Genomic DNA, 12,896 nt, shown 5'->3' on the forward strand with positions numbered 1-12,896 from the left:
CATGTTTGGACAGACTAACTACGAACGGATCAACGAGCCGCTCAACGCCGCCTTCGAACGGCGGCAGCCGCTGGTCGCGGTGCACCGTGGCACCGGGCTGGGCAGCATCGCGGAGAACACGGGGCCCGCCGTCGCCGCGGCCCTGGCCCAGGGGGCCGACATGGTGGAAATCGACGTCGTCGAATCCACCGACGGGGACTTCTTCCTGTTCCACGACGGCTACGAAGCGATGCACTTCGGCATTGCCGAGAACATCCGCACGCTCTCCACGGCGCAGATCCTGGAGCTGGGCTACAAGTGGTGCTCGCACCCGGGGGAGCCCCTGCGGGTGGCCAAGCTGGAAGACGTGCTTTTGGCTCAGCCGACGACCCTGTTCAACGTGGACCGCTCCTGGAATTCATGGCCGCGGTTGTTACCCGTCCTGGACCGACTGCCGGAACCTGGCCGCCTGCTGTTCAAGTCGCCCGTTGAGACGGAACTGTTGGATACGCTCGCCGCGCACCCGGTGAAGTACCCCTACGCGCCGATAGTCAGGTCCCACCAGGAGGTGCTCCGGGTGCTGGCGACCGAAGGCATCAACACCGTGGGCATGGAATTGATCGCCCCGAGCCCCGACCACGAGTTCGTCGAACCCGGGTACATCCGGTGGCTGCACGGACAGGGCCTGTTCGTCTTGCTGAACGCGATCAACTTGAGCAACCGGGTCCCGCTCTTCGCGGGCTTTGACGACGAGACCTCCGTGCTCGGATCGCCGGACGAGGGCTGGGGCCAGCTGATCGGCCTGGGTGCCGACATCATCCAGACCGACTGGCCGTCCCTGCTGGTTCCCTACCGCGACCGCCGACTGGTGGAGTCGGCCCGGAGCGCCGGGGGAATGGCCATAGGATGAGGATTGGACCTAGTGAAGAAAGGGAAGGGGAGCGGAGCATGCCCGAAATGCCAAGGGCGCGGATGATGGAGGAATCCCACTCCCGCCCTGTCGCGGAGGTGCGGCGCGAGGGCCTGAAGGTCCGGATGGAGGACGTGGCGCGGGCCGCCAATGTCTCCCGTGCGACCGTCTCCCGGGTTCTGGTGGGCAACCCGCCGGTTTCCCCCCAAACGCGCGAGCAGGTCTTCAATGCCGTGCGCGAACTGGGCTACGTGCCAAATGCCATGGCGCAGGGACTCTCCAAGCGCAAGTCAGACCTGGTCGGCCTGCTGCTGCGGGACCCTCGGAATCCTGCGTACGGCCAGCTCCACTCGCTCGTGCAGGAAGCGGTAAGCAACCACGGGCTGGAGCTCATCACCGCAGTGCCGCACTGGAAGGTAGGGGCAGAGGACGAACTCGCCGCCCTGCGCCGCATGCTTGGCCTGCGCGTCGGCGGCCTGATTGTGTCCACCGGCGTGATCAAGGCGGCCGACCTGGAGCCGTTCCTGGACAGCGTGCCGGTGGTATCGGTGGGCCGGGTCGAGGACCATCCCCGGATCCACGGGGTCTCCTACGACGAGGACGTCCATGGTGCGACGCTGGCCGACAAGGTCGCCTCCGCCGGGCACGTGTCCGTGGCGGTGCTGATACCGGCCGCCCGGGTCTCAACCGCGGAGAACCGCCGGGGCAGCTCCATGGCCGTCCACCTGGAAGGCCGCGGCATCACCGTCCACCGGGTCGAGACCGATGCCTTTGGCCAGCCCGAGGCCGGCGTCGGGCGCATCCTGGAGCTGGCACGCGACGGCCAGGCCACCGCCGCGATGTTCCCGAACGACAACCGCGCGATGATCTTCCTGCGCGCCGCCCGCGCCGCCGGACTGGATGTTCCGGGCGACATTTCCGTGACGGGTTGCGACGGCATCATCCCTGGCCTTGACCTGATCGGGTTGACGACCCTGCGCATCCCGGTGGAGCAGGTCGCCGAACGCGGCGTCGAGGTCCTCGAGCGCCTCATGAGCAACCCTGGCGGAGCCGAGGTCCGCCACGAAAAGTTTGCCGGCGAATTCGTGCCCGGGACAACGCTGGGCCCGGTCGCGTAAGCAAGTCGGCACCCGCTCCGCGCGGCCTGCAGGGACGCGCGCCGGCCGGCGATAACGGCTCGGACTCGCTGCCGCACCGGTGGGCAGCCGCGATCACCCACGGCCTCTCTGCAGGGCGCTACCCATAGCGGCGACGAGCCGGGTGCAGGAGCTAAGCGCAGTCCATCGTAAAGACTGGTGGAGATGGCTTGAAGCGCACGAAAAATGTCCTGAACATTTCTGGCGGAAGTGGATTGGGGATTGGCTTTGCGAGGAGGTTCGGTGGCGCATTGTCATTTTTTGAAGGTCCGGCCGGGGTGTTCAAAATCCAAAGAATCGTGACACGAGCCCCTTCACCCGATCGCGGCAATATGGATCTTGGGAACGATGTGCTGAGGACCTCATGAATGCCAATTGGAATCCATTCACAACATGGACAGAAGGACTTGGAATACAAACGGTGCCTGCATTCCAAGTCCTTCTAGAAGATGCCCCTAAAACTATGGCCGGGCTTCTTCGTACCAACACAGAGAAGTCACTCTAGACCGCCGAAACGATCCAGATCACCAAGGCAATGGCCACAAGAACGCCTACGATTGTCCATACAAGATTGCTTCCGCGCATCTACATATTTCCGTTCTCTTCGTTGTTACTTCTCACTACGGTTGTAGGAGAAGGTCTTTAATATAGCGGTACCGGGGATACCTCCGCCACAGCTCAGACCAACTCGGCCAGCCTGGCAATTCCCGCCGGAGTTTGGGCTTTTAGTCGAGAGAGCGAGTCCTTCAACGCCGCCGATCTGCCGTCCTGGGGTGGGACCCGCGCGGGGTTGAGCGCCACGGTGTCGGCCCAGGCCTTGATGTCGGGCTCGGATCCGAACGACATCGCCGCGCGGGTGCCCAGGACCTGCATGAGAGCCCAACTCGCCAGCGTGTTCGGATATGGCGTCGGCGGGCAGAGCCGGTTCTTTTCCGCGTCGTCATCACGCGTCGCTTCCACGTATCCGGCCAGTGCCGCCCCGAAGCACGGGAACCCGGCCCGGATCGGCTGCAACGTGATCTCCTGCGGTCCCCAGATCGGGATCGTCGGCGGGTAGCGCAGGCCGGATGCCGCACAGTGCACGACTAGCGCGTCCCGCGCGATGGGGACCGCCCCCTCCTGGAGGGTGATGCGCCCGCGTTCCACCAGCCGGATATGTCCCAGCCGCACCACATGCTCGATCGTGCGCAGTTTCTCCAGCTCCCAGTGCGCCAGCGTCGGCGTCTTTGCCATCGTCGGGGTGACCGCCCTGTCGATGCGGAGCATGACTCCTGCATCTTCCAGCCGAAGGAACAGATCCTCCAGCGATGTCGCCGCCGCCGCCGCATCCATGGTGTCGGCGGCCATGCCGAGGAACACCGCCGGATCCGGCTGGACCACCGCCCGGTTGAGCATCCAGGGATCGCGCGGCCGCACCCAGCAGATCGCTGCCTCATCCACGCCATGGGCCAGCAACCAGATGCAGGCGTCGGTAGCCGTCTTGCCCGATCCCACGATCACATACTGGCTCGGAGCATCCACGATGTGGGCGAGGTTGTTGACCGGAACCACCCGGACTCCGTCCTCGACGCCGAAGTGCGGCGGCGTGACCGAGGGGATGTCGGGTGCGAGGTAGCGAGCGTCGACGATCCGGCACGTCGGCGGCACCTCGAACCGCCGGCCGGAGATATGCGAGACGATCTTCCGATCGGCAACGTATTCGCAGTTGTTGAAGAACTCGACCTTTCCGGAACCCAGCATCCGGTCGGTCAGGATGTGGGCGTAGTAGGCGCAGATTTCGGAGACGTCGGCCCGCTCGTGGAGGCCGGCCTCCGGACCGTGCTGCTGCACCCGGCGATCGCCCAGCAACGTCGAGGAGACACCATAAAATGCGGAAGCCTGGTGCAGACGGGCAAAGGGATAGGCATCGAGCCAATGCCCGCCCGGGCCGTGGCGCCGGTCGACCAGGGCGACGCGTACGTCGGCGTGGTCAATCAGCGCATCGGCGAACGCCATGCCCATGGCGCCGGCCCCGACCACGAGGTAGTCTGCCTGCACATTGTGCGTCATGGACCAATTGAAGCACCGCGACGACGGGGTATCCATAGCGCTAACGGGGACGCATGAAATGAAGATTGCGGGGCGCAGGAGGGGCGTATTTATTGCGCAACCAATGTGCGTTCCCTCAAGGATGTCCGGGGTCGTCTGCCGCGCGAATCCCGCCCTGTATTGCGGGACGGTTGTTGTCCTGCACGGCATGCCCAACTTGAGCGCACCGTAGCCCAAATGCAATGTCTTTTCCATGGTGTTGCCGGGTCCTGATGTCTACCATGGGAACAACGTTGCACTTGGGGTTGAAGTGGTGCACGGAGTCAGCTGTTTCATCTGGGGATGAAGACAATTCGATTGGGGACGAAATGGTGGATCTGAAGGGGTTCGAGAACGCGCATTACCTGACGGTGGCCGAGGTCGCGCTGGATATGCGTGTATCAAAGATGACCGTCTACCGGTTGGTGCATTCGGGGGAACTGCCGGCCGTGCGATTTGGCCGGTCCTACCGCGTCCCCGCCCAGGCCGTGGAGGAATACCTGATTGCCGAGCAACACGCGGCGGCACCGGGACACCCACCCGGGACCACCTGACGCCGGACACCACACCGGCCGGGGACGGCGACCTCGCCGAGCCAACACACGCCGACGCACACGAACCACTTGGCAACGTCCCCGTGCGGAGGGCGGGGTGCCTCTCGCCATGGCAGCGGTTCTTCGTAGCCAAGGGAATGCGTCGGCGGGCCTCATCCGGCCTCACGACCCCGACCATGCTTGAAATCGGAACAGCGGTTCTCTAGCGTGAGTGACAGATCCGGAAAGCGATCGTACGCGGCATCGAATGGAAGGAATTCCTCCATGGGGTTCATCAGCGTTGGAAAAGAAAACAGCACATCGATAGACCTGTACTACGAAGACCAAGGCGCGGGCCAGCCGGTGGTGCTGATCCATGGCTACCCGCTCGATGGACAAAGCTGGGAGCGCCAGACCCGGGCCCTGCTCGAGGCCGGCTACCGCGTCATTACCTACGATCGCCGCGGCTTCGGCCAATCGAGCAAGGTCGGCACGGGGTATGACTACGACACCTTCGCGTCGGACCTGGACACGGTGCTCGAAACCCTCGACCTGAACGAAGCGATCCTGGTCGGCTTCTCCATGGGCACCGGCGAGCTGGCCCGCTACGTGGCCAGGTCCGGGCACAAGCGCATCGCAAAGCTTGCCTTCCTGGCCTCGCTTGAGCCGTTCCTGGTGCAGCGGGACAACAACCCCGAGGGCGTTCCGCAGGACGTCTTCGACGGAATCGCCGAGCAGGCCCGGGGAGACCGCTTTGCCTGGTTCACGAGCTTCTTCTCCAACTTCTACAACCTTGAGGAGACCCTGGGGTCGCGGATCAGCCAGGAAGTGGTAACGGCGAACTGGAACACCGCCGTCTCCAGCGCGCCGGTGGCTGCCTACGCCGTCGTCTCCTCCTGGATCGAGGACTTCCGCGACGACGTCTCAGCGGTGGGTGCCAGCGGCAAGCCGACACTCATCCTGCACGGCACGGAAGACAATATCCTGCCGATCGACGCCACGGCGCGCCGGTTCCGCCTGTTATTGCCCGAGGCCGACTACGTGGAAATCGAGGGGGCGCCCCACGGGCTGCTGTGGACCCATGCGGCGGAGGTCAATGCGGCCCTGCTCGACTTCATGGGGAAGTAGCCCGGAACATCCTGAGACGACGCACAGGCAGCGCACCGCCGCGGCACTTGGCACCGGCTGCCAAAATGCATGCGAAGCACAACGGCCGCTTCATCGGCCAGCGCACCTCTGGCCCTTGACTCGGGGATCAGGAGCGGGGGACGCTCGATGTAGGTCCTCCGCCACCCCGGCCCGCCCGGCCCTTGGCGCACCAGGTCCGCACCCGTGCATACCTATTGAAGGAGAGCATCATGAGCCACCACTTCAACGAGCTGCTGACCCGCCAGCTGGGCAACGAGTTCGCGGCTTCCCAGCAGTACATCGCCATCGCCGCATGGTTCGACGGACAAGACCTGCCCCGGATGGCGAAGCACTTCTACCGCCAGGCGCTGGAGGAGAGGAATCACGCGATGATGATGGTCCAGTACATGCTGGACCGCGGCATCAAGTTCGCCATCCCCGGAATAGGCGAGGTCCGCAACGACTTCGAGTCTGCCCTGGAACCGTTGAAGTTGGCGCTCGCCCAGGAAATCGAGGTCACCGAAAGCATCAAGGCGCTGTTCGCCGCGGCCCGGGCCGAAAACGACCCGCTGGGTGAGCAATTCATGCTCTGGTTCCTCAAGGAACAGGTCGAGGAGGTGGCGTCGATGTCCACGCTGCTGAACGTCGCGGAGCGGGCGAGCAGCCTCTTCGAGGTCGAGACGTTCCTGGCCCGCGAGACGGTGGGCGATCCCGGGCAATCCGGTGGTGCAGGCGGTGTCGCAGGCTCACCGGAGGTCGCCGGGGGAATGCTCTAGGAACAAGCCGCGCGAGTCGGCACCGAGCAGCCAGCAGTCCGGTGTCGACGTCGGCAGGGCAATTTTCGACAAGCGCGATTTTTGACTGAACCATGGGTTCGGGCCTGTCCTGGCCCCTGCACCGGGAGCTCCGGGGAAGGATTCCATCCCGGTGTTTGACCGCGACACCTGGGCCCCACGCCGAGGACGCCGGGAAAATCGCAACACACACGCGGCGGCAGGTTCGAGCGGCGGTTTCAGGGTTCGACCGATGGCAACCGGGGGAGGTTCCTTTCCCGCGTCCGGGAATTGAACCTCGGGGAATTATCGCCCCTGCCGGGGGTTATCAAACGCCCAAGCGGGGTGCTAGTTTCGTGACAAGGACTTTGCTCGGTTGCCTGTAATCGAGGATGCCGTGCGTGGCCCTACCCGGGGCGCGTTCCGGCACCGGAAAGGACAACGCCAAGCAATGCGCCGGGCCCGCTGCCACCACCGTCCGAAAGCAGGGACATATGAGCGTTTCACCCCTTGTCTGGGGCATCACCGTCGTCGTCATTTTGGCCTTGCTCGCCTTTGACTACTTCTTCCACATCCGCAAGGCGCACGTTCCCACGCTCAAGGAAGCCGGGATCTGGTCCTCCGTCTATGTGGGGATTGCCGTCCTCTTCGGGATCCTGGTCCTTGTTTTTGGCGGTGCCACGATGGGTTCGGAGTACTTCGCCGGCTACATCACGGAGAAGGCCCTATCGGTCGACAACCTGTTTGTCTTCCTCATTATCATTGCCAGCTTCCGGGTTCCCCGCGAGGACCAACAGAAGGTGTTGCTCTTCGGCATCGTGTTCTCGCTGATCGCCCGTACCGGATTCATCTTCCTGGGTGCGGCGCTGATCAATTCCTTCGCCTGGGTGTTCTACCTCTTCGGCCTGATCCTGCTGATCACCGCAGGCAACCTGCTCAAGCCGGGGGACCACGCGGCGGATCAGTCGGACAACTTCATCATGCGCCTGGCCAAGCGGTTCCTCCACACGACCGACCATTTCGATGGCGACAGGCTCTTCACCATGCACCATGGCAAGCGGGCCCTGACACCCATGCTGCTGGTCATGGTGTCGATCGGCGGCACCGACATCCTGTTCGCGCTGGACTCCATTCCCGCGATCTTCGGCCTGACGCAGAACGTGTTCATCGTCTTCACCGCCACGGCCTTTTCCCTGATGGGACTGCGCCAGCTGTACTTCCTGTTGGACGGACTGCTGGACAGGCTCATCTACCTCTCCTACGGACTGGCCGCCATCCTGGCCTTCATCGGCGTCAAGCTGGTGCTGCACGCACTCCACGAAAACAACCTGACCTTCATCAACGAAGGCGAGCCCATCCCGGTCATTGAAATCACCACGGCACTGTCGCTGGGCTTCATTATCGGCGTGCTTGTCCTGACCATCATCTTCTCGCTGGTGAGCAAGGCCGGAAAGGCGCAGACCGCCATCAACAGTGCGCGGCGGCATGCGGTGAGCTACATCGACCTCGGCTACACCGCAGATCCTGCCGAGCGCGAGCGTGTCTACCGGCTGCTGAAGCTGGAGGAAGCCCAGATCCTGACCATGGACCCGAAGTACCGCAACAAGGCCAAGGACGTCGAAAAGATCCGTGAGCAGGTGGCCGAGGCGCACCGGCTGCACGACGAATACACGAAGCCTTGACCGCCGCCCCCGGGCACAACCAACCACCTCACGACAAAGAAGGAGAATCGGCCATGAGCACCGAAGGAACATTCAATTATCCGATCCCGGCACCGGAACCGGCACCGGCCGGCAGCATTGTCGTGGGGCACGACGGGTCAAACGGCGCGGACGACGCCTTGGCCATGGCCCTGGAGCTGGCGCAGGAGCTGAAGGCGCCCGTCGTCGTTTCGCGGGCATGGTCCATCGCGACAGCGCCGCGTCCGGCACAGTGGGAGTTCGGGTACGTTCCGGCGATGGAGGAGTTCACCGCGGCGGTGCGTGAGGAACTGGAGCGCAACGTGCGCCCGATCGCCGAAAAGTTCAAGACGGTCCCGATCACCTATGAGCCCGTCCACGCGCCGCCGGCCAAGAGCCTCATTGCGATCTCGCACGAGGCCCGGATGCTGGTGGTGGGAACCCGTGGGCGCGGCGGGCTGAAGGGGATGCTGCTGGGCTCGGTGAGCGAGCAATGCGTGAGGCACGCGGCCTGCCCGGTGTTGGTCGTACGGCCCTCGGCCTGAGCCAAAGGCGGGCGGGAGGCACCGGCCGCGTGGCCGATGCCTCCCGTCTGGGGCCCCTTAGGCCCCGGAAACCTCCGTCGGGAGATCGTTGATGATCCGGTAGCCCAGCGCCGCGTCAAAGCCGTGGATCTCGCGGGTGTCCAGTGCCTCCATGTAGGAAAGGATATCCTTGGTGACGACCTGCCCCGGCACCAGGATCGGGAATCCCGGCGGGTACGGCGTCACGAACCCGGCAGAGACCACCTCGTCCCCGGCCCGGACCCGCTCGGCCAGCTCCCGCGGCATCAGGTAGTCGCAGCTTCCGGTCTTGTAAGTGGTGAAATACGCCGTCCGGATGTCCCCGTCGATGGTGTCCGCTCCGCTGCGGAACCGGTCGGCAAAGCGGCTGAAGTCCGGCAACGGCGGCGGCGTGCTGACAAGTTCCGCGACCCTGCGTTCGCAGGCAGCCAGGGCCGCCGGGCCCATGTCGGCCCGTTCGGTCTCGAAATGCTCGGCGAGCTTGACCAAGACGTCGATGAGGTATGCCACGGCGCTGCGCGAGGTGCCGATATTGGTCATGAACAGCACGGTGTTCCTGGAGGTCTTGTTGACCTGGATCCCGTGCAGGTCCATCAGGTACTTGTGCTTGAACGTGTCGCCATCCACCCCGGTGTTCCCGATGTGCAGGGTCAGCCGGCTGGGGTCCACCACGAATTCGTCGGTGCGCCAGGCCTCGTCCATGGCGGAGATGCCATCGCGCAAGGGCATGGGCCGCCGGGTTTCGCGGTATTCCTCGGGGATGAGCTCACAGGTGCTCAAGACCCGGAAGTACTTCTTCAGCAGCGGGTGGCGCGCCACCATCTGGGCCACGGACTGGGCAAGGTAGGCCTGGCGCTGGACCAGCTCATAGCCCTCCAACACCGCCTGGCGCCGGCCGATGTCCAGCGAGGCCAGGATCTGGTAGTTCGGCGAGGTCGAGGTGTGGGTCATGTAGGCGGCCTTGAACGTCACCTCGTTGAGGTGGCTGAAGTCCTGGTCGTAGACGTGGATCATCGACCCCTGGCGCAGCGCGGTCAGCGTCTTGTGCGTCGACTGGGTGGCGTAGACGCGCAGCCGGGCCGCCTCCGGGTCCGGCAGCAGCCGCGTGGAGAGCCAGACCTCGTCGTCGGCCGGTTCCCCCGTGGCCGGGTCGAACAGCGCGGCCCGCTGGGCCTTGGCGCGGGCAATGTAGGCGGGATCCTTGAAGTTGGCCTCGAGGGTCGCCGCGGCCGCCATGCCCGTGCGCCGCCGGTAGATCGGGTGGAACCCGGCGAAGGCGAACCAGGCCTCGTCCCAGAGGAAGACCAGGTCGGGCTTGATGGCCAGGCATTCCTCCATCACGCGTTCGACGTCGTAGACGATGCCGTCGAAGGTGCAGTTGGTCAGCGTGATCATCTTGACCTCGTCAAGACGCCCGGCCCGGCGGTAGTCAAGCAGCATGAACTTCAGCGTCTTCAGCGGCACCGCTCCGTAGAAGGAGAATTCGTCCAGCGGGTAGGCGTCCACGTAGGCGACCTGCGCCCCGGCGAGCATCAGCGCGTAGTGGTGGGACTTGTGGCAATTGCGGTCGGCAATGACCACATCCCCGGGGGCCAGGATGGACTGGTGCACGATCTTGTTCGCCGTCGAGGTGCCGTTGGTGACGAAGTAGGAGCGTCGGGCACCGAAGGCTCGAGCGGCCAGCACCTGGGCGTCGCGGATGGTGCTGCGCGGTTCCAGCAGCGAGTCCAGGCCGCCGGAGGTGGCGGAGGTTTCGGCGTGGAGCAGGTTCATTCCGTAGAACTCGCCCATGTCCTTGATCCACCGGGAGTTCACCACGGAGCCGCCGCGGGAGATCGGCAGGGCATGGAAGACGGCGGCCGGCTTGCGGCTGTGCTGCTGCACGGCGTCAAAGAACGGGGTCTTGTAGCGCGCGGCCACCCCGCCGAGCAGGGACAGGTGCAGTTCCATGGACTCCTCGCGGCGGAAGAGCCTGGCAAAGCGCTTGTTGGAAGAACCGGCAAGGTCCTCGATGGACACGTCGGCCACCAGGTACAGGTCCAGTTCCGGGCGCAGCGCGTTGAGGTTGTCGGCCAGCATCAGGATGCGCTTCCTTGGCGCGTAGCCGGAGACGCCCGGGTCGATGAGGTTGTCCAGGAATCGGCGCAGGTCTTCGCTGGGCCGGTGCCGGGTGGGCACGGTGAAGCCGGGGCGCAGGATGCAGGCCTGGATGGTGGGGTTCAGCAGCACGGCGATGAGCGCGTCCTCGAGGCTGGGCACCACGTTGATTTGGTACGTGAAGGCGTCCGAATCCCTGCGCTGGCCGGCCATTTCGGCGATGAGTTCCTCGCGCATCGTCTCTGAGACGTCGTCGATGACCAGGACCTCGAAGCGCGGCCGGCGGTCGGCGATTGCCGGCACCGCCGGATCAAGTGGCTCTGCGTCGGGATCGGGATCCGTCAGCTTTTCGTCGAGCTCGTGCCTGAAGCGCGTGAATCCGCGGGTCACGGTCTCGATCAGGGTCAGCGCCGCGGCGAAGTCGCCCTCCTCGATCCGCGTCCGGAGCTCCAGCACGTGCGCCTTGCCGGGGACCGCCCAATACGTTTCGACTGACTCGAGGAACCGCAGCTGGCGCCTGACCTCGTCCAGCAGCCCCTTCTCGACGGCGTTCGCGCCCGTGTCCGGATTCGCCATGCCCGGAAGCTGCTTTGCTGCATATCCAAGGTATTCCCAGGCGTCGGTGCGCAGTCGCCATACGTTGGACGGTGTTGCATATTGGTCGGTGTCGACTTTCGACATTGGCGCTTTCACTTCTGTTCCATTCCTAGGGTGTGCCCTTGCAGGGCGTCACAACTCAAGCTTAAGATTTCGCGTCTCCGGCCACGGCCTGCGGTTTTCCCCGCGCGGGGAGAGTGAACAGGGGCAGGAACTCATGGCGTACGGCCGGCGGCTCCGAGCCCAGCGTCGCGGCAATCGCGTCGAAGGCGCGCACCGTGGGGAAGAGCTTGGAGGCGTCCTGCGGATGCGGCCAGCTGGAGAGCTTGACTCCCACCACCTGGGCGGGGCGGTTGATGTAGACCATCTGCCCGTGGATGCCCAGGCAGAGCACCACGTCGTTGCCCTCATAGGGGAACCACATCTGGTTCCGGTACATGCCGCCGGGCATGCGGTTGTCGCCCGGGCTGTTGGCAAAGGCCTCGCGGGAATCCGGCGCCCCGGCCAGGGTCTGCTCGATCCAGGCGGCCGACAACACGCGTTCACCGCCCAGGGCGAGCCCGTCGTTCAAGAAGAGCGAGCCGAAGCGGGCCATATCGCGCAGCGTGGCGTTGATCCCGCCGTCGAACATCCCGGTGCCGTACTGGTCGACCCCGATCACGGCGTCGAACTCGGCGCCGATCTTGCCCCAGAGAAGGTGGGACATGAGGGTGGGCATGGTCGACCCGGAGACCGCCTCGCAGATCCAGCCCAGCATGTCGGTCTCGCAGGAGCGGTATTCGAAGGCCTCGCCGTGCGCGGTCTTCTGCCGCAGCGTGCTCAGGTACGGGTACATGCCGTTGGGGCCGGGGAGGACCGGGGGAGCCCAGCCGATCGCCTGCTCCAGCAGCCGCACCTCGGCGCTCGGGTCCAGGTAGTCCTCGGAAAACGCGATGCCCGAGCGCATGTCCAGCAGGTTCCGCACGGTGGCCTCGGCATAGCCGGTGTCGGCAAGCGTGGGTACGTAGTCGGTCAACTGCGCCTCGGGATCCAGCAGCCCGGCATCGCACAGCGCCCCGGCGACGGCGCCGACCAGCGACTTGCTCACCGACATCAGCAGGTGCTCCGTGTCGGCTGCCATCTCGCCGAAGTACTGCTCGGTGAGCACGGATCCGCGGTGCAGCAGCATCCACCCGTCGGTTTCGGTCGCGGCCATGACCGAGCCCACGCTCATTGGCGCTTCCTCGGGACCTGCCGGGGCCAGCATGATCGAGTCCAGGTCGCGGTGTGCGGCCGGAAGCTTGGCCGCCGGTCCCCGCCCCCGCGATATCACCGCGGTGGGCAGGAACTCGGCCATGTGCTGGAAGGACCAGCGAAGGTTCTGCGGCAGTTGCCAGTTTTGCATGTCCACCCCGGATGGGTGGTAATCAAGGTTCGCGCCGTCCAACACTGTTT

Annotated in this window: 10 protein-coding genes; 7 read left to right on the forward strand and 3 right to left on the reverse strand. The window is 65.0% G+C overall.

Translation table 11 applies throughout. The features are described 5' to 3' along the window. Position 1: 1 nt before the first annotated feature. Positions 2–889, forward strand: coding sequence for a glycerophosphodiester phosphodiesterase family protein (locus tag ACLQ7E_RS18300; protein WP_411734008.1), 888 nt, complete (start codon positions 2–4; stop codon positions 887–889). A 38-nt stretch (positions 890–927) separates the two neighbouring features. After that, the gene (locus ACLQ7E_RS18305) at positions 928–2,007 is read left to right on the forward strand and encodes a LacI family DNA-binding transcriptional regulator (protein WP_411734009.1); all 1,080 of its coding nucleotides are present in this window, start codon (positions 928–930) and stop codon (positions 2,005–2,007) included. Positions 2,008–2,703: 696 nt separating this feature from the next. On the opposite strand, the gene ACLQ7E_RS18310 is transcribed toward ACLQ7E_RS18305, so the two are convergent. Further along, complete coding sequence (locus ACLQ7E_RS18310) at positions 2,704–4,074, reverse strand: NAD(P)-binding protein (RefSeq protein WP_411734010.1); 1,371 nt, start codon at positions 4,072–4,074, stop codon at positions 2,704–2,706. 347 nt (positions 4,075–4,421) lie between these two features. Here ACLQ7E_RS18310 and ACLQ7E_RS18315 point away from each other — a divergent pair, with 347 nt between their 5' ends. The 5 genes from ACLQ7E_RS18315 to ACLQ7E_RS18335 all read left to right on the forward strand — a co-directional run bounded on the left by ACLQ7E_RS18315 (position 4,422) and on the right by ACLQ7E_RS18335 (position 8,750). Continuing rightward, a complete protein-coding gene (locus ACLQ7E_RS18315; RefSeq protein WP_411734011.1) occupies positions 4,422–4,646 on the forward strand; it encodes a helix-turn-helix domain-containing protein in 225 nt (74 codons plus the stop codon). A 264-nt stretch (positions 4,647–4,910) separates the two neighbouring features. After that, positions 4,911–5,753, forward strand: coding sequence for an alpha/beta fold hydrolase (locus ACLQ7E_RS18320; protein ID WP_411734012.1), 843 nt, complete (start codon positions 4,911–4,913; stop codon positions 5,751–5,753). Positions 5,754–5,980: 227 nt separating this feature from the next. Continuing rightward, positions 5,981–6,529 (forward strand): ferritin, encoded by a 549-nt coding sequence (locus ACLQ7E_RS18325; RefSeq protein ID WP_411734034.1) that lies wholly within the window; start codon positions 5,981–5,983, stop codon positions 6,527–6,529. 491 nt (positions 6,530–7,020) lie between these two features. Next, complete coding sequence (locus ACLQ7E_RS18330) at positions 7,021–8,208, forward strand: TerC family protein (RefSeq protein ID WP_411734013.1); 1,188 nt, start codon at positions 7,021–7,023, stop codon at positions 8,206–8,208. Positions 8,209–8,261: 53 nt separating this feature from the next. Then, positions 8,262–8,750 (forward strand): universal stress protein, encoded by a 489-nt coding sequence (locus ACLQ7E_RS18335; RefSeq protein ID WP_411734014.1) that lies wholly within the window; start codon positions 8,262–8,264, stop codon positions 8,748–8,750. A gap of 57 nt (positions 8,751–8,807) precedes the next feature. Here the strand turns inward: ACLQ7E_RS18335 and ACLQ7E_RS18340 are convergent, their stop codons facing one another. After that, positions 8,808–11,546 carry an aminotransferase class I/II-fold pyridoxal phosphate-dependent enzyme gene (locus ACLQ7E_RS18340; protein ID WP_411734015.1) on the reverse strand — a complete coding sequence of 913 codons (2,739 nt, stop codon included), beginning with the start codon at positions 11,544–11,546 and terminating at the stop codon, positions 8,808–8,810. A gap of 61 nt (positions 11,547–11,607) precedes the next feature. Beyond that, positions 11,608–12,891 (reverse strand): serine hydrolase domain-containing protein, encoded by a 1,284-nt coding sequence (locus tag ACLQ7E_RS18345; RefSeq protein WP_411734016.1) that lies wholly within the window; start codon positions 12,889–12,891, stop codon positions 11,608–11,610. Positions 12,892–12,896 lie beyond the last annotated feature (5 nt).

The organism is Paeniglutamicibacter sp. (assembly GCF_046714615.1).
Classification (GTDB): Bacteria; Actinomycetota; Actinomycetes; order Actinomycetales; family Micrococcaceae; genus Paeniglutamicibacter.